The organism is Neobacillus sp. SM06, assembly GCF_050496765.1.
In the GTDB taxonomy this organism is placed as follows: Bacteria; Bacillota; Bacilli; order Bacillales; family Cytobacillaceae; genus JAEVLT01.
Map to the genome: position 1 here is coordinate 17,568 of NZ_JBNWEO010000005.1, position 23,367 is coordinate 40,934.

The following is a 23,367-nucleotide window of genomic DNA, read 5'->3' on the forward strand; positions in this document are numbered from 1 at the left end:
TCCTAATTACAATGTTTAATAGAAAAACGATTTGCCTATACATAGGTTTGGCAGTGGAAGGAGAAATCGGAAAAGTGAAGAAACCATTTATATCCCTCGCTTTTGCTACAACTGTCGGAATTGGCAGCATGCTTGGAGGTTTTACTTCCAAAGCGGAGGCGGAATCGCTCTCAAGTTTGAAAAAAAAGCAGGATGAAGTGAAGAGTCAACAGTCGAATATTAACTCGAGCATTAATGATGCTAATCAAAAGATTAGTAATTTACAAGGACAGCAGGCAGATGTTCAATCTGAAATGGAACGAATTGACCTGGCAATCGGCGATACAAACGCCAAAATCCGTGACAAATCGGCAAAAGTTGATGAAACAAAAGCACAAATTTCCAAATTGCAAGATGAAATAAAAGTTATTCAAGACCGCATCCAAAAACGAAATCTTTTGCTAAAAGACCGTGCCCGAAACTATCAGGAAAACGGCGGAATGGTCAATTATCTTGATGTATTAATGGGTTCATCCAGTTTTAGTGATTTCGTGGACCGCGCCAGTGCGGTTGCAACGATTATGCAGGCCGATCAAGATATTTTAAAACAAGCAGAGGCAGACAAGCAGGAACTTGAGCAAAAACAAGCCCAAGTGAAAAAAGATCTTGCCAGCTTGCAAAAACTGCTAGATGATTTGCAAACAATGAATAATCAATTGAGCGCACAAAGAGCTGAAAAGGACAAGTTGTTAGCGTCCTTGCAAGTTCAGGAAAAACAAGTGACTGAGGAAAAAATGAGCATGCAGGAGCAGGCACAAGTTCTTGCTGCCCAAAATTCAGCGATCCAAAAGGCAATAAAAGATGAGCAGGATCGCCAGGCGGAGCAAGCACGCCAAGCTGCAGCCGCAGCCGCCGCTGCAAAGAGTTCTTCGGGCGGAAACAGTACATCTTCCGCAGCGGCCGCACCGTCCGTATCGGCACCGCCTATTTCAGGAGGAGCCTTTACAAGACCGGCATCCGGAGTAATTAGTTCCACCTATGGTCCGCGCTGGGGGACTTTCCATTACGGCGTTGATTTTGCCAACAGCGGTTCCAATGTACCGATTGTGGCTGCCGCCGATGGCGTAGTCGTTACTTCGCATTATTCAAGCAGTTACGGAAATGTGGTATATATCGCCCATTCGATCAATGGCCAGGTTTATACGACCGTCTATGCTCATATGGAAAGAAGCTTGGTCAGCAACGGGCAGTCCGTCAGAAAAGGCCAGCAAATTGGTATTATGGGCAACACCGGCGAATCAACGGGTCAGCATTTGCACTTTGAATTGTACAAAGGCCCATGGGCGTACCATAGTGCCATCAACCCGGCAGGTATCGTGCCGTATTAATAACAAATTTCAATAAATAGAGGAGGCGATCGCTTCTTCTATTTTTTTTTTTGAAACCGCTCGTCAGGCAATTCGGGATTTCGTGTACATAACCTGTCCCTTCCCTACATATATGTTAATAGACAAGCTTGAAACGAATTAATCTTGACCGGCAAGCATTTCACCGATGCAGAAAGAGTGAGTCTTTTTACAAAACGCCGCTGGCTGGACATCAATATGTGAAAACAGAGGAGGATGGGGATGAATCGGAAATGGATTGCCCTTTTGATGACCGGATCGCTGCTGACAGGAGCAGGCGGCACCTATGCCGGAATGCAGCTGCTCAACGGTAAAGAAAGCACCGCCCTGGAAAAGCTGCAGGCGACAAATCCCGGCACTGCCAACTTGCAGCAGAGCGATTCGGTTAATCTGGAAAAAGTAAACCAGGCTTACGATCTAATTTTAAGCCGGTATGTTGAAAAAGTGGACCGCCAAAAGCTGGTGGAAGGTGCGGTACAAGGGATGCTTGCTGTATTGAAGGATCCTTATTCTGTTTATATGGACAAGGATACGGCGCAGCAATTCACTCAGACTCTTGAATCCTCGTTCGAAGGAATCGGAGCTGAAGTTGGAATGGTCGATGGCAAAATCGTCATTGTTTCACCGTTTAAAAATTCACCCGCCGAAAAAGCGGGATTGAAAGCAAATGACCAAATTTTAAAAGTGAACGGAGAAAGTGTGGAAGGGTTGGATCTCAGCAAAGCAACGCTCAAGATTCGCGGCAAAAAAGGAACGACTGTTAAACTGGAGATTGCAAGAAAAGGACTAAAAGACCCGATGACCATATCGGTGAAACGGGGTGAAATTCCGTTGGAAACCGTTCATTCGGCCATAAAATATCAAAATGGCAAAAAGATTGGCTATATTGAGCTAACATCTTTTGCGGAGAAAACGGCTTCCGATTTCAAAAAGCAGTTAAAGGCACTTGAGGACGAAAACATTAAAGGACTGGTCCTTGATGTCCGCGGCAACCCAGGCGGCCTGCTCCCGAGTGTAGAAGAAATTTTAGGTGAGTTTGTGACAAAAGATAAACCGCTGATTCAGATTGAAAATCGAAATGGTGAAAAACAACGTGTTTATTCAACACTGGCAAAGAAAAAAGAGTATCCGGTTGCAGTTCTTGTTGATAAAGGAAGCGCATCTGCTTCGGAAATTTTAGCAGGGGCATTAAAAGAAGCGGAAGGATATCCGCTAGTTGGGGAAAAAACGTTTGGCAAAGGGACGGTACAGCAGGCGGTTCCAATGGGTGATGGCAGCAATATTAAATTGACACTGTTTAAGTGGCTTACACCAGATGGCCATTGGATCCATAAGAAAGGGATTCAGCCGGATGTTCCAGTGAAACAGCCAGCAATTTTTCAGACGCATCCACTGCAAGTGGATAAGCCGCTTGAGAAGGATATGAACAATGAGCAAGTGAAAAATGCTCAGGAAATTTTAAAGGGTCTCGGCTATGTTCCAGGACGGACAGATGGCTATTTCAGCACAGAAACTGCCGGTGCAGTAAAAGCATTCCAGCAGGAAAAGAATCTTGATGTTACCGGAAAAATTGATGCCAAAACGGCAGCGCTGTTGGAAGAAGCCGCAATGAATGCAATGAAGAAAGAAACGAATGATTTGCAGTTGCGCATTGCCTTGCAGCTCGTGGCCAATCAGGAGTGATGTAGATGGATGGACAAGGGGAGAAAACCTTGTCCATTTTTGCGGTTTGGCGGAACACATTCCGGCTCGGTGGAATAACCGATTGTAGATGGCATCATCCTGTCACAGGGTGGAATTTTAACCGATAAGTCTGCTCAATCCTTTCTATTTTTCAAAAAACTAGTAATAGGTTTTATAGCGGCAATTTGATAAAATAGATAGAAAAGAGATGAAGTTAAGGGTTGGGGTGAGATGTGGTGCAAATTTGGATCATTGAGGTGTTAAAAGGAATCGGAAAATTCTTTCTTCACCCTGTTTTCTATTACCTTGTTTTTCTGGCTGGTATTTTAGGCGTCCTTCGAGTGAAACGGGAGCGGAAAAACTTCCATGTCCGTGCATTCAATGCCTATTTTGAATTGCGGCAATTGTTTCCGCTCGGAATTCTTGTTGGACTGATTCTATCCATTATTGTCATTGGAGCAGGAGTAACTGTTCCGTTTGCGGCCATCCTTCTCATTGCTGCCTTTACTTTTTTGTGGAGCTTAACGATGAATGTCCGACTGATGGGGCCTGCCTATACGGTGGGTGGGGCTTTTTTTACCCTTGTGGCAGCAGCCGGAAACAACTGGCCGATACCGCTATTTCAACGGGACTTTCAAGCATTGGATGAAAAAATTTATCCTTCTGTGGCTGTTTTGCTAACCATCCTGCTGATTGCGGAAGGGGTTCTGATTTTAAAAAACGGCAGTTTCGGCACTTCGCCAAAACTGGTTCGCAGCAAGCGCGGCCAGCGAGTAGGGATTCATGAAGTAAAGCGCCTATGGCTTTTGCCGATTTTCATGCTTGTGCCAGGCGACGCTCTCCACCTGCCATTTCCATGGTGGCCGGTTTTCCACATGGGTGCAGAAAACTTCGGCCTTTTGCTTGTGCCATTTGCTGTCGGATTCCAGCAGCAAATCCAAGGTATGCTGCCAAAAGAGGCTATCAGCATGCTTGGCAAACGTATCATTGCTCTCGGGATTTTTACGACGCTTGCAGCAGCTGCCGGTTATTGGTATCCGCTTGCATCGATTGCTGCAGTCGCTTTGGCCATTATCGGCCGCGAACTGTTAACGCTGATTCAGCGTATTCAAGACGAAGGCCTGCCGTTTTATTTTTCGAAAAAAAATAATGGTTTACTGATTCTCGGAATTATACCTGGTTCACCTGCTGATAAAATGGCGCTTGAGGTTGGCGAACTCATTACGAAAGCGAATGGACACACTGTGCATGATCCAGTTGCCTTTTACGAGGCATTGCAAAAAAACCGTGCTCATTGCAAGTTGGAAGTGATCGATACAAATGGGGAGGTCCGCTTTGTCCAGCGGGCGCTTTACGAAGGCGACCACCATGAACTTGGCATTTTGTTCGTTCAGGACGAGAAAGATTATGGAGAGAAGATTGGGTAGTTTTTGTGATTATTCATAATTAGTTAGAATCATGTGGAAAATATAAAAAATAACGCCTTGAAGGTATTCTTTAAGGCGTTATTTTTATATAAGGGAATGGTGGTTGGTGACATGACTAAGAATCAAAAATTATTAATAACTCCAAAGCCATTTGCAGACGAAAGCTTGGCTGGATACTTATTGAGGTTAACTGTAGCAAATTTTTATGAAAAAGTTAGCCATATCTATCTTTTGTAATACTTGTAGGAAATTGTAAAATGGAGAAGTGAAAACGGAAATTTATTAAATTCATTTATTGATAATATGGAGAGATTAAGTGGACTCATAAGCTACTCTTTAGATGACTTGATAAGATTAATATTTACTTCCAATTATGTAAATTCTCCCTTTTGCCAGTACAGCAATAAACCGGTTCCAATTTTTAAATTTAATAGTCAAGTAATTGGCTGATGGTACCAGATCAATCCTATTTAAAGAAATTACAAATTTAACAAAATCAAATAAAAAACAAGGCTCTTTTTCTAAAAAAGCAGCCTTGTTTCCTGATTCCCCTAAATTATAATGGCAAATCTCTCTTTTTAAATGTCAAAATACTTATGATAAATGCAATGAGGCCAATGGCAAATAGAATAACACAGTCCTGTATGAGATTTCCTTTGCCCACTACAACTTCAGAAGGTTTATATAATGTAAAAAGAGTAAAATTTTTTAACCAGTCCACTTTGTCACTAATTTTTCTAATGAAATCCAAGCTAAAGAAACCAAAAATAATCATCCCTGAAATTCCAAGGCCCTTCTTTTCATCATTAGATAGGGACGAAACCAAAAATGAAATTCCTCCTAATGCAAAGAACAGGGCAAAAGCTGCTACATTCAACTGAATAAATCGCTCTACATGAAAAGAACTAGTGTCATCAGCAAAAATACGAACACCAACAATACCAAAAATGGTTGTAATAGCCGAAATTAAAAATAATCCTGTTATGAAAACACTTGCTTGTGTAAATGCAACCTTTCCTCTTGTCGTTGGAGTAGATAATAAATATGCCATCGATCCTTGGTTCACCAATTTCGCCATTAATTGTATAGGCACTGTGACACAAAAAATGGAAACGATTAAAGTAAATAATACTCCATAAAATTCACCTGACATAAACGATTCGAAGCTTCCGAAACCATTTTGCAAATTAAAAGCCTTAGTCATTCCAGCCGGCATTACTTTTAACAAATCGTTTAAGGGTTTGGCTGTTTTTTCCATACTTGGATAAATCCATACGACAATTAAGATATAAAAAGCAGCACCAATGGCGTAATTCATCACTCCTTTTATATTCACTTTCATCATCTGTTTATAGAGTGATAAATTCATTTTGAAGCCCCCATTCTATCATAATAATTCATAAAGATTTCCTCTAAGTTTTGTGTAAAGATATCAATGTTCCGTACGTGATATTTTGCGGTTTCTTCTATAAAAGCATCATAATTCCCTTGGATCGACACCCTCACTCGATTTCCTTCATAAGACTCAATTTGCAGATTAGATTTCAAGAACGCTTTCACATCTGATTGGTTTTGAAATGTCACTTCAAAGAGCTTTCTCTGCATGGATTGTAGCTCGTGTATATCCTTTACCGCAATGACCACTCCATCCTTAATAATTGCCGCCCGGTCACATGTCCTTTCAATTTCAGGGAAACTATGTGAAGACATTAAAAATGTTTTTCCTTTTGCCTTTTCTTCGAGGACAAGTTCAATAAATACTTTTTGCATTAACGGATCCAAACCAGATGTTGGCTCATCTAAAATAATGACTTCAGGGTCATGCATAAAGGCTGCCACGATTCCTACCTTTTGTTTCATTCCTTTTGACATCTTTCGAATGGGGGTGTTGACATCAAATTGAAATCGTTCAATTAATTCATCTCGTTTTGCGAAACCTTTTGCTCCTTGCATTTCTGTCATAAAGTCCAAAAAACTTTTTCCGGTCATTCCTTCAATAAAAGCAATTTCACCCGGCAAATAACCAATATATTTTTGTGCTTCTCCTTGTTTTGTCCATGTATCTAATCCATCAATTTTGACAAATCCACTCTCAGGTTTCATAAACCCCATGATATGGCGAATAGTCGTGGATTTTCCAGCCCCATTAGGTCCCAGAAAGCCGAAGACTTCCCCCTTCTTTATTGAAAAAGTAACATCAAAGATCCCTTTTCCATTTTTAAATTTTTTTGTTAAATGTTGAACCTCCAGCATTTTTCCACCTCCAAAATTATGAAATATTTATCTTTTCTTATTTCATAATTTATATTACGTTTGGGCATAACTATTGTCAATAGAATGATGAAATATCTTTGTGTTATAATTTCATTATTAATAAATTGCATGTAGGATGATGAAAATGAATGGTTTTGAAAGACGAGCCTTCCAAATAAAAGGAAATATTATCCAAACAACATTAGAAATGCTCAAAACATGGGATTCTAGTAAAATTCGAATAGCGGACATTGCCAAAACTGCTAATGTCTCTCAGGTTACCATTTACAATTATTTTGGAAATAAAGAAGCTTTGTTACGAGAGGCCGTAAAGAAATATATTGAAGACTCATTTAATGATTTTTTAGAAAATATGAACGGGGATTATACTTTTAAAGAAAAAATTGAATCCATCATCTTACAAGAAAGAGAATCCTCACTAAGCTCTTTAACTCCTTTTTTTATGCGGCTTGTTAAAGAAGATCAAGAAATCGCTCAATTTATGGAAAAAGAGTACAATGAGAGGATTCTCCCGGCCTTCCTTCAATTAATTGAAGAAGGGAGAAAAAATGGGAAAATTTCAGATAAGATTTCAAACGAAGGTCTTTTTGTTTTTATTAATTTCAGTATGAAGTATACCAATGAGCTTTACGATTCAATTCAGCAAACTGGGAACATGAATTTAATGAATGAAATGCTCCATATTTTTTTATACGGAATTTGTGGGAAAGAATAGGATCCTCAACTGAAATTGCGTTTTTGTGCTGTCTTATTATGTGCTTCTCAGGATTATACGGCTACGTCAATTGATGTATGGAATCATGGGGCAAAGGGGTCTATAAGAAGATTATCGAGCTGGATAAGATCGTCTATACTGATTACTTTTCGGATGCCGAAGGGAATTTGAATGATTCCATGCCGTCCACCGAAATCACATTGGATTTCATCGATTTGGGTGGAAAAACAAAGCTGATTAACCGTGCTGAATATGTTTCTGAAGAGGCTCTCAACACCGTCATGGACATGGGCATGCTGCAGGGAATCACTGAAACTTGGGATCGTTTGAGCGAGCTAGTGGAGTCGCTGAAGTAGATTTTCCGTAATGCTCTGCGCTCCGCATAACAGGAATAAAAAATAGGGTATGAGAACCATTGCGATTCTGTACCCTATTTTGTTCTGATATTTACTTGATTTTCTCCGCCAACTCTAAAATAATTCCCTCTGGGCCACGAACGTAACATAACTTATACCTTTCTTCATATTGCTGGATCTCACTAAAGATTTCCGTACCCCTCTTTTTCAATTTTTCAACAATGGCTTCAATATCTTCAACAGCAAAGCAAATATGTCGGATCCCCAGCGTATTTGCTAAAGGTTGCTGAATAACTTTTTCATCTGACGGCGAATAAAATTTGACTAGCTCTATCCATACTTGACCATCTGGCATCCCCAAGCCTACACATGCCGTTTTAACATCATTAAGCCCAACAATTCTGTCCAACTGTTCTCCAGCCAATTCCCATTCCGCCTGCACTTCAAGTCCTAACTCAAGAAAAAACGCTTTAGCCTCTAAAAGATCATTTACGTTTATACTCACATGATCGATTCTATTGATCTTCATTTCTCATACCTCCTATGTTCCTGTTATTTTAATACCGTTTCGTGTACGGTTTGTTTGAAATTCTAATTCGCTTAAAACAGGGAAATACCCTTCTTTTATAAATTCTTCCGATTGTATTTTTTCAGAAAGAAATTATAGTATAATGTGAAGAGAAGGAGGTGAATGGACATGCTCGAAAAAAGGCTTGACAGATTGGAAGAAATGTTAACCACGTTAATAACAATGGTAGGCAGTTTAAATCGTCAACAGCAGGAAATGAAAAGTGAATTGCAGGGTATGAAGGCTGAAATCAAGGATATGAAGACAGATCAGCAAGAAATGAAAAGAGAAATCCAGGATATGAAGGCTGACATCCAGGATATGAAGACTGACATCCAGGATATGAAGGCTGAAATCAAGGATATGAAGGCCGACTTCCAAGATATGAAGATAGATCAGCAAGAAATGAAGATTGACCTGCAAGAAATGAAATCGGATCTACAAGAGGTAAAAGATGAACAATTTATTTCACGTAATGAAAGTGAAAAACAATTTTCAGAAATGCAGAAAATGCTCACTTTTATGAAATGGGATCAAGACCATACTTGTGAAAAGACAGTGAAAAATGAAAGAGAACTGGCTCAAGTTAGAGGTCATCTTCAGCTTTGAACTAATTGATCGCATTTTTGGAGCGTTGATGGCCTTTGTTTTTTATGAAACAGAAAATTTAATTCCTGAAGAGTCCCCTGATGATGAGTGTTTGTTTTAGCCCTTAAAACTACTGTAACCTGCTTTTAAATAAAGAACTTCCCCCTGTGAATCCGACATCTGTACAATCTATTTCCCCATTCAGCAGACAACTTCCCATTGTATTTCAGAAAAGAACGGCAGACGATCTTATAAAAGATTGGCTAAATGAGCAAGCTGTGATTCCAAGTCTGTTATAATCATGAGCAAAGGGGAGTGATTTAGAATGGAATTGTTAATGGAGCAATACCAAAAAGGGTATTCAAAGCTTTTAAATGAAGTCGATGGCCTTTCCAAAGAACTGCTATTGTTTAAACCATCCGAAACTAGTTGGAGCATCACGGAAATTATTATTCATGTTTCAGATGCAGAGCTGGTACATATCCATCGGATGAAGGCGGTTTTGGCAGAAGAGAACCCGATTCTGACTGCCTTTGATCAAGAATTATGGACAGATCGCCTGCATTCCCAACAACTAGATCACCAATTGTATCTTCAGCTATTCAAATCGATGCGCGAAAGCTTTCTGCCAATTCTCCAGCAATTAACAGAACAAGATTATTTTCGGACTGGAACCCATACTGTTGCTGGCCCGCTTACATTTAAAGAGATTTTGGAACATTCTATTGAACATGTTGAAGGTCATATCGAGCAAATCAGACGGGTGAAAAAACGTTTTGAAGCACAAAACAAGCAGTAGCATTGGCAATCGAATCAAACTGAGGCGTATCTCGTGTCTCAGTTTCTTTGCGTTTAAACCAAACTACCAAACGATTGAGTCAAAAGTACTATTTATTCTTTCTTATGTTTTGACGATAAAAAAAGTAAATGAATACAAGGGTAAAACTTTGGAAACAAAGTGGCACAAAACTAAAGGGACTAAAGTCGGTCATACGATCGATCATGTCAGCCAGTTGCAGCAGCGGTTCTATCACATCCCTTACAAACTGTTGTAGGGGCTTTATTTTTGTGTTTTTCCCTAAGGAGGGACAGCAGAATCACGATCATGAATGACACCATTTTGAAATAGAAAGAAAGGAAACGATCGAATGAAGGTAAAAAATCAATTATTTCTTACGGTTTCTGTCTTATTTTTTATACCGAACAGTCTGTTCATTGCCTATATTGGCGTAAAAGATTTTACATGGGAACTCGGACTTGTTGTCCTATTTTCCCTTATATTTTTCATTTTAACTATTTTAAAGGTTAAAAAGGTACCTGTTGAAAATCTAATAGCAGTGACGGAAACAGCAGCAGCAAGTGAAGCCCCGTCTTTTTTGGAGGCAGAGACAAAAAAGAAATTTTCCGAACTTGTCTCTTCCTTAATTGCTTTTAAGCAAAACATGAGCAAACTGATGAATATATCAGAAGATGTATTAAAGGGTGCTAGGATCCAGTCGCAAAATGTTGAAAAAAGCACTGCTGCCATTACTGATATGTCTAGCGGTATTGAGCAAATTGCCGTAAGCGCCACAAAGGTCTCCCACTTGTCTAAAGTTTCTTCGGAAGAGGCACTAGAAGGCTTCAAGCGAATTGAAACGGTAATCGGGCAAATGGAATCAATCCATCAAAAAGTTGATCAATTATCCGAAACGATTATGGATTTATCGAGTCACTCAAGTGAAATTAGCCAAATTGTCAATACAATAACGGAGATTTCGGCAAATACCAATCTTTTGGCGTTAAATGCCGCAATTGAGGCAGCACGAGCAGGCGAACATGGAAAAGGATTTGCCGTTGTCGCCCATGAGGTGCGCAAACTTTCAGAAGAAGCAACCAATTCAACGAAGAAAATCACAAATATTGTTTCAGCCATTCAAGACAAGGTCTCCAAATCAGTACAACTTACAAAGGAAGGAAAAAAAGAAACCGAGAATGGGGCAAAGGCGGTAAATGAGGCTAAACACTCTTTTGAAGTGATTCAGCGGGAAATTAATCATGTCTCCCAGCAGATTCTTGATGTATCTGCGGCTGTTCAGCAGCTCTCAGCTGGATCACAGGAGATCAGTCGCTTGACTGAGTATACAGAAAAGGTTCAAATGGGCGGTGTCCAAAAAATCAATGAATTAACAAAAACCATTCAGCAACAGATAGAGGAAATGGCGATTCTGATTGAGAAGGCAAAGGAATGATCAGATAAAACGAAAGGGGAATGAATTCATGCAATATAGACCTTTTATCGACGCTGCACTCAAATCTCGATTTTATCAGGAAAAATTAGCAGGTCAGCATTTTGAAAATTGGCTGGGTATCCCGTTTACGACAAAAACGGAATTAAGAAATGCGGATGCTTATGATCTTATCGGCACAGCCATTGATCAAATCGCAACCTATCATGAGACAAGTGGAACAACCGGAACACCAACGCCAAGCTGGTTTACTCATAAGGATATTGAACAAGAGGTAAATGTCGTATTGAACTCAAGCCTCCAGCTTAATGAAAAAGACCTTGTGTTGAATCGGTTTCCGTTTGCCATGGCCATCCCTTCTTTTATCTTTTATTGGTCTGCGGCCAGAGTAGGAGCTGGTCATATTGCTGTAGATAAAGCCAGTATGATTACGCCAGACAGACGTGTTGTGGAAATCATTGAGCGGACGAATCCATCCATTCTCACAATGCTGCCGTCTGAAGCGGAGAAATTATATGAGGTCGGAAAACAAATGGGTGTCTTGCTTCCAAATCCAAATCTTCGCGCTTTCGTTCTGGCCGGGGAACTGATGACACCATCTAGGAAAAAACATCTTGAAAACGTATGGGGTGTCCCCGTTTATTTACTATTTGGAAGTACGGAAACAGGCGGGTTGTTTATGAGTTGTGAAAATGGCCATTACCATTTGAATCATGCAAATGCCTTCGTCGAATCAGTTGATGAAAATGGAAAACCGGCAAAAGAGGGATTAAAGGGTAATTGTGTCATCTCAACAGCAAGGGAAGGAATGCCGCTGCTTCGTTACGCAAACCAGGATATCATTGAGTTGAGAGCAGGAAGTACATGTGGTTGCGGACAAACCAAACCTATTATGATTCATTACGGACGAAAAGAGGATCTCATCCGTATGCCGAACGATAGGGAAATTACGTTTTATGACTTACAAGAGGTTGTGTATTCTTTAAAAAACGTCCCATTTATGTGGAAAGTAAAGGTTTTAACAGATCATGTGCAATTTATGTTCCAATACACCACTAGAATGAAGCCATCAAGAAAAACGCTAGAAGAAGAAATCTCAACAAAGCTGGGATTGGCTGTAGAAGTAGTGTTCACCGAGATTTTTTCTTTGCAAAAGTTGACCGAAAAGCCGGCATATGCGAAGTATGCGCATATCGAGCGGGAGACAAAAGAATGGGAATGGATAAAATAATCTTAATCTCCTTCTTTCAATAGGGTTTTGCATTTTTCACACGTTATTTGATCTACCGGTCTCATTTGAATCATTTTCAGGTCTTTTCTTGTCAAGGTAGGAAAAGGATTATAAACGAGGCCGCACCCGCAGAGATTTTTATTTTTCACAATATGAATTTGCTTTGTTTCTTGAATTTGAACCGTTGGAAAGTACACAATTTGCCTTCTCTCGTATGTGTATTTTTAGGCAAAATGGTAGAAAAGCGCTTATGATATGCAACCCGGCTGCCATGGTAATCGAAATTACGTTAGGCCCGTGGCTTTGCGTCTTTTACTTTCGTAAAATTTGCCCAGATTTAATCATAACATATTTAAGAATTTGGGGAAAATAGATGGTGCAAAAAACAATTAATCCGTTAAAATGGAAAGTATAGGAGCGCATTATCGTTTATAAATGTTTTTCTTTATAAATTGATTAAAAATGAGCAGAGCGGGGGTGGCGAATTTTTCTTTTGGAAAAATCAACGAAAAGTTTCGCTGGCACCGCTCCGCTAGTTTAAATGGCTCAACCAAGCCGAGTTTCCTTTCATTTGCAATCACCTGTTCCGATAAAAAGCCAATTCCTTGGTGTTTGATGATTGCTTGCTTGATGGCTTCGTTTGTATCAAATTCGATTTGTTTTTTCGGTTTAAATTGATGGGTTTGAAAGAAAGTATCGATTTTCTCTCTCGTGTTGGAGCCAGCCTTTCTGAGAAAAAAAGTCTCATCTTTTAACTGATGAATCGTGGTGATTTCTTCGAGATTCCATTTGCCAGTTTTCCCGGCGATCAGGAGGACTTCTTCGTTTAAAAGCGCTTTATAGTTAAAGTCGGGGTCCTTACTTGACTTTGCGGCAATGGCAACATCCAATTCCCCTTTTTTTAACTTTTCTATAATCACTTCTGTTTTATCAATAGACAAGTCAATCGCGATAGTTGCATATTTTTGCTGAAAGTCTACAATTAAAGAAGGCAAAAGATAATTACCAATGGTTGTCCCAGCGCCGACCTTTATTTCACCGGCTTCGAGATTGTTTAACGCATTCATGGCTTTTTCTGTTTCTTCGGTTAAAAGCAAGATTTTCTCAGCGTATTGAAGCAGACGTCTGCCCGCATCAGTCAGTTCGACTTTTCTCCCGGTTCGTTTAAAGAGGGAAAGCTGATAATGGGCTTCCAATGCTTCGATTTGCCGTGAGACCGCCGGCTGGCTTAACGCAACTTTTTCGGCTGCTTTGGAAAAATTAAGGTAGTTTGCTACATAATAAAAGCTTTTCAGTTGATGGAAATCCATGTTTACACCTCTTTTAAAAAGTGGAAAAATTGTAACTCAAAAAGGAGAACCGTATGCATAACCCTATGATTGCTTTGACTTCTTATTCTTCGGGCTCTGGCTGAGCATGCAAAATACGATCTTCGGATCTTGCGCAAGTTTTGCGCAATATACCTGCAACAAATGATCAAAAGATAAAAGCAGGCATCGGGGAAGATGTTTTCGCGTACGATCACAATAATGGAACGATCCTGCAAACGGTCGATATGATTACGCCGATTGTGGATGACCCGTACCAATTTGGCGCGATTGCGGTTGCAAATGCCCTAAGCGATATTTATGCAAAGGGCGGGATCCCGAAATATGCGCTGAACATCATTGAGTTTCCGGTTTCTTCCCTGCCATTAAGCTACTTAGAAGAAATGATCAAAGGTGGGACCGATAAAGCGCTTGAGGCTGGAGTAGCGATTGTGGGCGGCCACACAATCGATGATTCTCCCAAATATGGCGTCTCGGTCACAGGATTTCTTCCTGAAAACGGGAAATTCATCAGCAAATCGGGAGCCAAGCCGGGAGACCGCATTTTTTTAACAAAACCACTTGGCATCGGAATTTATACAACGGCCATTGATGAAAAACTGGCCACTGAAGAGCAAGTAACCGAAGTGGTCAGCCAGATGACGACGTTGAACCGAAATGCCTCTGAGGCGATGATTGCGGCTGATGCGACGGCATGCACAGATGTGACCGGCTTCGGCTTGATCGGGCATCTTTCAGAAGTGGCTGAAAAAAGCGGTGTTTCAATTGAGCTTTTCAATGAAACCATTCCCTTCCTTCAAGATGCCTTTCAGTTGCTTGAACAAGGGGCCGTATCGGAGGGGATTCTCAAAAACCATTATTCCTTTCATAAAAATGTCAGCCATACTGCGAAGTTGACAAGAGATGAGGAATATTTGCTCTATGACCCGCAGACTTCGGGCGGCTTGCTCATTTTTGTTCCCCAGGCCAAAACCGATTCCTTGATAAGGGAGCTGAACCAAAGAAATGTTCCTGTATATCCAATTGGAATGGCCATTGAAAAAAAAGATGTTGCAATTGAAACAAAAAACAAATTGAGATAATTGTATGTAAGCTAAGGATCTGAACGATTCTTAGTTTTTTTATAGGCTGAAAACAAGTATGCAAAATTGTAATGATAATATAATTATAATGCATTTCCTTTATAAAATGAACGTTCTTATAATGAAAGTAAGAAAGATTCGTTTTAGAAAGAAGGACGAAGAACGGTTTGGGCAAAATCACCTGTGAAACGGAGGGAAAAAAGTGAAAATAAAATTTGCACCGATTAAATTTCAAGCGGCTCTTGCAGCCGGGGGCGTCTCCCTGATGGCTTTCAATTATTTGCAATTTGCCATCCCACATGGGGAAGGATTGCTGAAATTCACGCAAATTGATTGGTCCCGGCTAAGCAGTAGTCAAACAGCGATGTACCTTGTACTGGTAGTCCTTATGCTGATTTTTACAGCTACCAACTTCTTTTTGACTGTTGTTTTCTTAAAAGGTCTATTTCAGTGGCTCGGAAAACGACATCAATTTACAGCTTTTGTTGAAAACCCGCTTATGAACATTACGATTTTTGTCCCCATTGCGTCATTATCGATGACAGCAAATGTGATATGGGGGCCGATGGCTTTTTATTTTCCCAAACTGTCAACCCAGTCCATGATGATGCCTTCGCTGATCTTCTTTGGAATCTTATGGGTATCGCTATTCTTTCTTGAATTCAACGTAGCGAAAAGCTGGTTTTCGAAACAAATAGAAGTAAACAAATTAAATTTTGTGTGGCTACTTGACGTTTTCGCTTTCGGTCTAGTCAGCTTGACGGGAACAGGTATCACTTCGATGGCAAAAAACAGCAGCATTGCAACAATCGCATCGGTTGGCTCATTGTTTGTCTTAAGCATCGGGATCTTCCTGTTTCTCGCAAAGCTTGCCTTTTTATTGTACATGCAAATAAAGAACGCCAAGCTGCCGGATCAGCCAATCCTTCCAGCCTATTTTCTAGTTATTCCGATAACGTGTTTGCTAGGATTGAGTTTTTACCGGATGATGAGTTATCTTCAGCATTCGTTTTCGTTTGATAGTAGCATTCTTTCCTATTTCTTGATAACCGTTTCCTATGTTATTACGGTTGGCTGGGGTCTCTTTACCGTTTATTTACTGATGGACTATCTAAAGAAAGATTTTTTCAAAAGCTCATTTTCTCCAACGCAATGGGGGATGGTTTGAGCGTTTGTTGGCTCCCAAGTTTTGGGAGTTTACGTTCAAGGAATCTATTATCCTGGAGCAGCATTGTCGATTGCAAATTACGTGAGCACAATTCTTGGTGCAATTCTTTACGGATTGATTTTTGTAAAATTCCACCAGGCGAATAAGGCAGAGGTTGTATTGCCGGTTACAACCGGGAAAATTTCCGGCTGAGTTTAAACATAAAAAGAAGGGTGAAGAAAATGAAATTTTTAGTGATTGTGAACGATCCTCCATACGGAACGGAAAAAGCCTATAATGCATTCCGGCAAGCAAACGCCATTGCCGGAAAAGAGGATACAGAAGTCCGTGTTTTCTTGATTGCTGATGCAGCTGCATGTGCAAAGGTCAACCAAAAAACGCCAAATGGCTATTACAATTTGGAAAAAATGCTTACGGTTGCAAAACGCAAAGGGGTTGTGATTGGCGTATGCGGCAGTTGCATGGATGCCAGGGGAATTTCGGAAGAGGAGCTTCATGAAAGCGCACATAAAAGCACGATGGATGAACTGGCTGATTGGTCGATTTGGGCTGATAAAATGATCTCGTATTAAATTTATTCGGATAACTCCGCATTTGCGGGGTTCTTTTTTCAATTTTGGTATAATTAAAGCAACTATTAGTAAGGGGGGATGTTCCATGGCACAGTTTGATGATTCGGCAGCAACGTATGATTCCTGGTGTTTAACGGAAATTGGCTCCTTTGTCGATCATTTGGAAAAAGAGATTGTTTTTCAGTTGGCCATGCCACAAATGGGAGAAAAGGCGCTTGATTTAGGATGTGGAACCGGGATTTATTCCATTTGGCTGGCGCGAAACGGATTAAATGTTACCGGTGTTGACCTCTCTGCGAATATGCTTGATAGAGCCAAAGAAAAAGCAGCTTCATTGTCGCTCCCAATTGCTTTTGTTCGATCAGATATTCAGCAGCTTCCGTTTGAAGATGAAACGTTTGACTTAGTTGTCGCCAATATTGTTTTAGAATTTGTCGGAAATCCAAACAAAGTTTTGCAAGAAGGGTTGCGCGTATTGAAAAAGGGAGGCAGATTTGTCTGCGGGTTTATTGGCAAAGACAGCCCGTGGGGGAAAAAATATCAAACGCAAGGACAGGAAAAACCCGGAAGTGTGTTTGCCAATGCTGCCTTCTTTTCACCAACAACGGTCAGCGAAACATTGCTGCCACCAGATATAATTCAACTCGGATTATTTTTTACAGCTGATGAGTTCATCACCAAGGATCAGGCAATGGCTCTCGAGATAGAACGAGCCAAACGGCCAAAAGAAAATGAAGCTGGATACTTTGGGGTTTGCTGGAATAAAAATGAAGGGAATGGAAGCGAAGTTGGAGAAAATTTATCTCGATTATAATGCAAGTACCCCGTTGGCTCCTGAAGTAGTGGAGGCGATGCAGCCACTATTAACCGATTTTTATGGAAATCCTTCTGCACTTCATTGGGCAGGACGGCCGGTAAAAGAGCTGCTCTTTAGGGCGCGACAGCAAGTGGCAGATCTTCTTTCCTGTTCAGCTGAAGAAATGATTTTGACAAGCGGTGGCAGTGAAGCAAACAATCTTGCGCTGAAGGGGTATTATTTTCAGCATCAGCAAAAAGGAACCCATATTATTTCTTCCAAAATGGAGCATCCGGCCATTTTAAATCCGTTGAAATTTTTGGAGCGTATGGGTGCCAAGATTACGCTGGTCGATGTGGATGAGCACGGAATGGTTTCACCTGATGAGATCGAAGCTGCAATAACGGAAGAGACGATCCTGATTACGATCATGCATGCGAATAATGAAGTGGGAACGATTCAGCCGATAGCTGAAATCGGGAAAATAGCTCAAAAACACGGTATTGCATTTCATACCGATGCCTCCCAGTCTGCAGGGAAAATACCGATTGACGTAAATGAACTGAATGTAGATATGCTGACAATTGCCGGCCACAAACTGTATGGACCAAAGGGCATCGGGGCGTTGTATCTGCGAAAAGGCACGGTTGTTGAACCGCTTATCCATGGGGCTGGACATGAATTCGGTGTCCGTGCCGGGACAGAGAATACGCTGCTTGCAGTAGGGTTGGGGAAAGCCTGTGAGCTGGCCAAAAAACATGTGCATTCTTCGAAGGTTAAGGAACTGACAAACTATTTTTGGCAGCAGTTAAAAAAGGAATTTGACCAACGGGTCGTGTTGAACGGCCATGAAGAAAAACGTTTGCCGAATACGTTGAATGTAAGTTTTGTCCGTAAAATCGGTCAAGATCTTTTATCGGCAATGCCATTGTTAGCGGCCTCGACTGGCTCGGCCTGTCATTCAGGCAGAATAGACCTATCCCCTGTGTTAAAAGAAATGGGTGTCCCGGAAAACATCGGAATGGGCGCTATCCGGTTCAGCCTTGGGAGACCGACAACGAAGGAAGAAATCGATCAAGTGATCAGCTGGTTAAAAGAATTGATATAAACATGTATTCCATGCCAAAAGGTCAAACGAAGGCATGGTTTTTTATTGAGTAAAAGTTACTTTACAATAACCGATTCATATGATACTATTCAACTAATTAGTTTAATAGTTGAATACAAAGCGAGGTGTTTGTTTGGAAACGCGTGAGTTTAAGGACTTTATTTATGGGGAGTTTTCCCGAATCGGGAAGGCGATCTCGAGTCCAAAAAGAATTGAACTGCTTGACCTTTTAACACAAGGGCCTAAATCGGTGGAAGCCCTGGCTTTGGATACAAAAATGAGTATTGCCAATACTTCAAAGCATTTGCAAACATTGCTCGAAGCAAAGCTGGTGATTTTTTCAAAGGATAAAAACTATGTGATTTATCGTCTTGCAAGTGAACAGGTGCTGGCTTTTGTTTTCGCTTTAAGAGGAACAGCAGAAGATCGGATTTCCGATGTCAGCCACATAAGAGAAGATTTTATTTTAAGGAAAAATACAGTAAAGCCGATTTCCTTTGCAGAATTGACAGAAAAGCTAAGAAACAACGGGGTTATGCTGCTGGATGTGAGACCGGCGGAAGAGTATGAAACAGAACATTTGCCAAATGCCTTATCCATTCCCATTTCTGAACTGGAAGAGAAACTTGATTCGCTGCCGAATGATAAAGAGTTCGTTGCATACTGCCGGGGGCCATATTGCGTCTATGCGACAGAAGCGGTTGAACTCTTGCGTTCCAAGGGGTATCAAGCATCCTTGCTCGAAGCAGGCATCAATGAATGGAAACAAATTCACCATTCAATTTAGGAGGAAAGAGGATGATTTTTCGTCAATAATTAGATACGGGAGGAAGTCATGGAACAACCGAAAATTGGCATTAAAGAGAATTTGGTTCAGTTCATTTTATTGGTTGTGACGAATTTATTTGTTGGTTCGATGGTGGGGATTGAGCGAACAGTCCTTCCTTTGCTTGGCGAAAAGCAATTTGGGCTGGCATCTGCCAGTGCCGCATTGTCGTTCATTATTAGCTTTGGTTTTTCAAAGGCAATCGTGAACTATTTCGCCGGCCAGATTGCGGACCGGCTTGGCCGAAAAAAAGTATTAATATTAGGCTGGTTTGTTGGATTTTTTGTGCCAATTCTTATTATTTATGCCCGTGCTTGGTGGGTGATTATTGTGGCGAACATTTTCCTTGGGATCAATCAAGGCCTGACCTGGTCGATGACCGTGAATATGAAGATTGACCTTTCAAAAGCAAATCAGCGGGGGACGGCGGTCGGGTTAAATGAATTTGCCGGCTATTCCGGTGTTGCCATTATGGCGGCAGTGTCAGGTTATATTGCCTCTGTTTACTCTTTAAGACCCGAGCCGTTTTATGTCGGAATTGGCATTGTGATCATCGGCATTTTCCTTTCCTTGATTGCCAAAGACACGGGAGAGCATTTGAAACTGCAAATTCAAACGAGCGGAAATAGCAAGGCTGTCAATGAATTATCTTCGAAAAAAGTGTTCGCGCTTGCGACTTGGAACAATCGGAGCTTATCGAGCATCAGTTTTGCCGGTTTGTCAACTAATTTAAAAGATGGGATGGCCTGGGGATTGTTTCCATTTTATTTTTCCGCCGCGGGGTTGTCGGTTGGCCAAATCGGTACCATTGTTGCGGTTTACCCCGCTGCGTGGGGATTGTTTCAATTAGTTACGGGTGCATTAAGTGATAAAATCGGCAGGAAGGTGCTTATCGTATATGGAATGTGGACACAAGCCATTGCGCTTTGGCTGATCTTAGTTGTTCACCAATTTAGTTTATGGATTTTTGCCGCTATTCTTTTAGGGATCGGTACTGCAATGGTCTATCCAACCTTACAAGCAGCGGTCAGCGATGTCGCAGCACCGGAGTGGCGGGCTTCCGCGATGGGTGTTTACCGGTTTTGGCGTGACAGCGGCTATGCCTTTGGGGCATTGCTTGCAGGAATATTCGCCGATTTTCTTGGTGTTGGCTGGGCCATCGGACTCGTTGCCATGCTGCCGTTTTTATCCGGATTGGTAGCAAAGATTCGGCTGCACGAAACAATTGAATCGTGAGAAATAAAATGGTACGATAACAATGGAAGTGAACACCTTGGTTCGATTTAAAGAGAGCCAAGGTTTTTTTGCGTGTGACAAGGAAAAAATGAACTTTTTGTCGAATGGTTGGGTCTTTTTAGTAATAAAGGCGGGTTTTTGGTAGACTGGATATGCGAACAAATTGTTACAGCCGCGGAATCAATTGTGAAAGTCGCGGAATAGTCATCAAATCGGGCGGAGTTACTGTGAAAAGCGAAGAAATCAGTCGTTAAACTAGGTGAATCGTCAGCAAAATCGGTCGAAGTGCATGGGTATAGAGTATGAACAAAGGAATCGAGGTAATTATGGGACGATCTAGATTGATAGGATTATGGAAAAACGAGAAAATGTATATTACCCTGGCGCTGCTGATTATTGCACTTTGGGTTGCCCCGTACTTTATCCTCGGGGAACAGGCCCATATGCGGGTTCTAGACAATATGGACTCCAATATTGCCTGGTACAAAGTGCTGATGGACAGCGGCCAGCTGTTTGGTTCGATTGATGCGAACATTCCGCAGATTATCAACGGACAGTTATCGCGAAATGCGATTTACTCTGAATTTTATGGCATTGTGCAGTTGTTTCACTTTTTCCCTGCAGAAACGGCTTATGGACTAAATCAGGCGATTTCTCGCTTACTCGCTTTTTGGGGAATGTATTTAGTATTAAAACGATATGTGGTCAAAGATGAAAATCAGGGCATCATCCGTGTCGGCGCCGCCGTAACGTTTGCCTTGACCCCTTTTTGGGCAAATGGAATGGCAAGCACATTGGGAATGCCGTTTGCGTTATGGGCCTTTTTGAATATCTACAATCGGCGGCAGCTCCGCAGAAGCGTATTAACGCTGACCCTTTTGCCTTTTTATTCAACATTCATGCTGGGCTTTTTCTTTTTTCTCAGTGCAATGGGTGTTTTTTGGCTTGTGGATGTCATCCGCACAAAAAAACCGCAGTGGCGCTTGTTTTTTTCGATTGCCTATATGACCCTGATTTATTTACTCATTGAATACCGGCAGTTTGTCTCGCTTATTTTTTCAACGGAAAAAACAAATCGCTCGGAGTTTTTGGAATCGAAAAATAGCCTCGTTGCCACCATCCGGTTAATTTTCAAAAACTATGTGGTCGGGCACTACCAAGACCCAACGCTCTATCAGTATATTATTTTGCCTTTATCACTCATTGTGCTCGTCATTGTGCTTGTTCAAAAAAGATGGAAGCAGGAGAAACTGTTTATCGGCTTGCATCTTGCCAACTTTTTGCTGTCCGTTTGGTATGCCTTTTGGTGGTATGAAGGCTGGGTACCGCTAAAACAAAAAATCAGTATATTAAACACCTTTAATTTTTCGCGTTACCATTATTTGCACCCGATGGTGATTTACATTTTGTTTGCTGTGTCAATGCAAATCGTTTGGCGGTTGGTAGGGAAGAAACGCTGGCGCCTGCTGATCGGAATGTTGGTGGTTTTGCAGCTTGCGGTCTTAATCCCGTCAAACGAACAAATTTATTACCGCAATTCGCCGTCATTTGGCCAATTTTATGCGGTTAAGGAATTTGATGCGATCAAAAAATTTATTGGCAAACCGGTTCAGGACTACCGGGTTGTCAGCATCGGTCTGCATCCGGCCATTGCACAGTATAACGGGATGTATACTCTTGATACGTATAATAATTTTTACCCGCTGTCCTATAAGCATCAATTTCGGGAGATTATCGCTTCAGAACTTGCGAAAAGCAAATCGCTGCAAACCTATTTTGACGATTGGGGCGGCCGGCTTTATGTGTTTTCCAGCGAATTAGGGCAACATTACCAGTTTTCCAAGCATTCGAAAAAGGTAATTACCCATTTGGAACTAAAGACAGCTGTTCTTAAGCAAATGGGCGGGGATTATGTTCTTTCTTCTGTTCCGATTCTAAACGCAGCAGAAAACCAACTGGAACTGCAAAAGGTTTTTGATTCAAAGGATGCATATTGGCGGATTTATTTATACAAAGTAAAATAAAACTATAAATTTTTGTACGATCAAGGGGAGGACAACATGGTTTTATCGTATCCACTGTTTGCGGCGCTATTGGGCATGCTGATTGCTCAAGTAGTCAAAATACCGATTCATTTCTTTGCAACGAGAGAATTTAATTGGAGATTGATGTTCAGTACAGGCGGCATGCCAAGCTCACATACTGCAACGATTGTGGCGCTTGCGACAGCCATCGGTTTGACATCGGGATTTTCTTCAAATGAGTTTGCCATTAGTGCGGTCCTGTCGACGATCGTGATGTATGATGCTACTGGTGTACGAAGACAGGCAGGATTTCATGCGGAAATTTTAAATCAATTACTGGCGGATTTTAACCGTTTAATGGAAGCATTAAAAGACCCGCACCCAACAAACGCGGAGTCAAGGAAAAAATTGAAAGAGTTGCTTGGGCATAAGCCAGTTGAAGTATTTTTCGGCATGATCACAGGGATTATCGTTGGGGAATTGACCTTTTATTTCTATCCATTTTCCTGAAAAAAGGATGTAAAATCGAAGTGCCGATTTTACATCCTTTTGTTTTTTAGCTAATCAGTATTTATATGGATAAATTCTGAACGGACGATGGACAGGACGTCCTAGTCAGGCGAGTGCCACAGGATGTGGCAGGTATACGAGCGTGTAAATTCAACTACACCTCTGTCTTCGTCCAAAGGACTCGTCAGTCGGCGAGTTTTCATTTATAATATCAGAATTTATATGTTGACCTTTTTTGACCAAAATCAGGAATCTGTGACAT

At 41.2% G+C, this 23,367-nt stretch carries 22 protein-coding genes, 1 pseudogene and 2 riboswitches; of the genes and pseudogenes, 19 read left to right on the top strand and 4 right to left on the bottom strand.

Annotated elements, in window-relative coordinates; translation table 11 throughout:
- Positions 1-74 precede the first annotated feature (74 nt).
- The 4 genes from ACQYAD_RS00270 to ACQYAD_RS00285 all read left to right on the top strand — a co-directional run bounded on the left by ACQYAD_RS00270 (position 75) and on the right by ACQYAD_RS00285 (position 4,495).
- The gene (locus ACQYAD_RS00270) at positions 75-1,367 is read left to right on the top strand and encodes a murein hydrolase activator EnvC family protein (RefSeq protein WP_430234414.1); all 1,293 of its coding nucleotides are present in this window, start codon (positions 75-77) and stop codon (positions 1,365-1,367) included.
- A gap of 240 nt (positions 1,368-1,607) precedes the next feature.
- Positions 1,608-3,068: a S41 family peptidase gene (locus tag ACQYAD_RS00275; protein ID WP_430234415.1), complete on the top strand. Its 1,461-nt coding sequence runs from the start codon at positions 1,608-1,610 to the stop codon at positions 3,066-3,068.
- Positions 3,069-3,073: 5 nt separating this feature from the next.
- The gene (locus ACQYAD_RS00280) at positions 3,074-3,196 is read left to right on the top strand and encodes a hypothetical protein (RefSeq protein ID WP_430234417.1); all 123 of its coding nucleotides are present in this window, start codon (positions 3,074-3,076) and stop codon (positions 3,194-3,196) included.
- A gap of 105 nt (positions 3,197-3,301) precedes the next feature.
- A complete protein-coding gene (locus ACQYAD_RS00285) occupies positions 3,302-4,495 on the top strand; it encodes a PDZ domain-containing protein (RefSeq protein WP_430234419.1) in 1,194 nt (397 codons plus the stop codon).
- Between the two features lie 556 nt (positions 4,496-5,051).
- Here ACQYAD_RS00285 and ACQYAD_RS00290 read toward each other — a convergent pair.
- On the bottom strand, positions 5,052-5,864 hold the full coding sequence (locus ACQYAD_RS00290) for an ABC transporter permease subunit (RefSeq protein WP_430234421.1): 813 nt from the start codon (positions 5,862-5,864) through the stop codon (positions 5,052-5,054).
- Positions 5,861-6,748 carry an ABC transporter ATP-binding protein gene (locus ACQYAD_RS00295; protein WP_430234423.1) on the bottom strand — a complete coding sequence of 296 codons (888 nt, stop codon included), beginning with the start codon at positions 6,746-6,748 and terminating at the stop codon, positions 5,861-5,863. The genes ACQYAD_RS00290 and ACQYAD_RS00295 overlap by 4 nt, the downstream gene beginning before the upstream one ends.
- A gap of 145 nt (positions 6,749-6,893) precedes the next feature.
- Here ACQYAD_RS00295 and ACQYAD_RS00300 point away from each other — a divergent pair, with 145 nt between their 5' ends.
- On the top strand, positions 6,894-7,484 hold the full coding sequence (locus tag ACQYAD_RS00300) for a TetR/AcrR family transcriptional regulator (protein WP_430234425.1): 591 nt from the start codon (positions 6,894-6,896) through the stop codon (positions 7,482-7,484).
- Between the two features lie 77 nt (positions 7,485-7,561).
- Positions 7,562-7,840: pseudogene (locus tag ACQYAD_RS00305) on the top strand (SRPBCC family protein); the annotation flags it as partial.
- A gap of 91 nt (positions 7,841-7,931) precedes the next feature.
- On the opposite strand, the gene ACQYAD_RS00310 reads toward ACQYAD_RS00305, so the two are convergent.
- Positions 7,932-8,369, bottom strand: coding sequence for a VOC family protein (locus tag ACQYAD_RS00310; protein ID WP_430234427.1), 438 nt, complete (start codon positions 8,367-8,369; stop codon positions 7,932-7,934).
- Between the two features lie 168 nt (positions 8,370-8,537).
- Between ACQYAD_RS00310 and ACQYAD_RS00315 the strand changes: the two genes are divergently transcribed.
- The 4 genes from ACQYAD_RS00315 to ACQYAD_RS00330 all read left to right on the top strand — a co-directional run bounded on the left by ACQYAD_RS00315 (position 8,538) and on the right by ACQYAD_RS00330 (position 12,455).
- Positions 8,538-9,017, top strand: coding sequence for a hypothetical protein (locus ACQYAD_RS00315; protein ID WP_430234429.1), 480 nt, complete (start codon positions 8,538-8,540; stop codon positions 9,015-9,017).
- A gap of 304 nt (positions 9,018-9,321) precedes the next feature.
- A complete protein-coding gene (locus ACQYAD_RS00320) occupies positions 9,322-9,795 on the top strand; it encodes a DinB family protein (protein ID WP_430234431.1) in 474 nt (157 codons plus the stop codon).
- Between the two features lie 129 nt (positions 9,796-9,924).
- Positions 9,925-10,017: riboswitch (cyclic di-GMP riboswitch) on the top strand.
- A 127-nt stretch (positions 10,018-10,144) separates the two neighbouring features.
- A complete protein-coding gene (locus ACQYAD_RS00325) occupies positions 10,145-11,227 on the top strand; it encodes a methyl-accepting chemotaxis protein (protein WP_430234433.1) in 1,083 nt (360 codons plus the stop codon).
- 28 nt (positions 11,228-11,255) lie between these two features.
- On the top strand, positions 11,256-12,455 hold the full coding sequence (locus tag ACQYAD_RS00330; RefSeq protein WP_430234435.1) for a phenylacetate--CoA ligase family protein: 1,200 nt from the start codon (positions 11,256-11,258) through the stop codon (positions 12,453-12,455).
- A 253-nt stretch (positions 12,456-12,708) separates the two neighbouring features.
- Positions 12,709-12,797, bottom strand: a riboswitch (cyclic di-GMP riboswitch).
- Between the two features lie 80 nt (positions 12,798-12,877).
- Here the strand turns inward: ACQYAD_RS00330 and ACQYAD_RS00335 are convergent.
- The gene (locus ACQYAD_RS00335; RefSeq protein WP_430234437.1) at positions 12,878-13,765 is read right to left on the bottom strand and encodes a LysR family transcriptional regulator; all 888 of its coding nucleotides are present in this window, start codon (positions 13,763-13,765) and stop codon (positions 12,878-12,880) included.
- Positions 13,766-13,878: 113 nt separating this feature from the next.
- On the opposite strand from ACQYAD_RS00335, the gene selD reads away from it, so the two are divergent.
- The 9 genes from selD (at position 13,879) to ACQYAD_RS00380 (ending at position 23,105) form a co-directional block, all read left to right on the top strand.
- Positions 13,879-14,865: a selenide, water dikinase SelD gene (gene selD, locus ACQYAD_RS00340; protein WP_430234671.1), complete on the top strand. Its 987-nt coding sequence runs from the start codon at positions 13,879-13,881 to the stop codon at positions 14,863-14,865.
- Between the two features lie 202 nt (positions 14,866-15,067).
- Complete coding sequence (gene tsoY, locus ACQYAD_RS00345) at positions 15,068-16,225, top strand: selenoprotein TsoY (protein WP_430234439.1); 1,158 nt, start codon at positions 15,068-15,070, stop codon at positions 16,223-16,225.
- A 29-nt stretch (positions 16,226-16,254) separates the two neighbouring features.
- Positions 16,255-16,605: a DsrE/DsrF/TusD sulfur relay family protein gene (locus ACQYAD_RS00350; RefSeq protein WP_430234441.1), complete on the top strand. Its 351-nt coding sequence runs from the start codon at positions 16,255-16,257 to the stop codon at positions 16,603-16,605.
- 85 nt (positions 16,606-16,690) lie between these two features.
- A complete protein-coding gene (locus tag ACQYAD_RS00355; protein ID WP_430234443.1) occupies positions 16,691-17,419 on the top strand; it encodes a class I SAM-dependent methyltransferase in 729 nt (242 codons plus the stop codon).
- Complete coding sequence (locus tag ACQYAD_RS00360) at positions 17,373-18,509, top strand: cysteine desulfurase family protein (protein WP_430234445.1); 1,137 nt, start codon at positions 17,373-17,375, stop codon at positions 18,507-18,509. Before ACQYAD_RS00355 ends, ACQYAD_RS00360 begins: the two co-directional genes overlap by 47 nt.
- Positions 18,510-18,642: 133 nt before the next feature.
- On the top strand, positions 18,643-19,296 hold the full coding sequence (locus ACQYAD_RS00365; protein ID WP_430234447.1) for an ArsR/SmtB family transcription factor: 654 nt from the start codon (positions 18,643-18,645) through the stop codon (positions 19,294-19,296).
- A 48-nt stretch (positions 19,297-19,344) separates the two neighbouring features.
- The gene (locus ACQYAD_RS00370; protein ID WP_430234449.1) at positions 19,345-20,571 is read left to right on the top strand and encodes an MFS transporter; all 1,227 of its coding nucleotides are present in this window, start codon (positions 19,345-19,347) and stop codon (positions 20,569-20,571) included.
- Positions 20,572-20,873: 302 nt separating this feature from the next.
- Positions 20,874-22,595: a DUF6044 family protein gene (locus ACQYAD_RS00375; RefSeq protein WP_430234451.1), complete on the top strand. Its 1,722-nt coding sequence runs from the start codon at positions 20,874-20,876 to the stop codon at positions 22,593-22,595.
- A 36-nt stretch (positions 22,596-22,631) separates the two neighbouring features.
- Positions 22,632-23,105 (top strand): divergent PAP2 family protein, encoded by a 474-nt coding sequence (locus tag ACQYAD_RS00380; RefSeq protein WP_430234453.1) that lies wholly within the window; start codon positions 22,632-22,634, stop codon positions 23,103-23,105.
- The last annotated feature ends 262 nt before the right edge of the window (positions 23,106-23,367 follow it).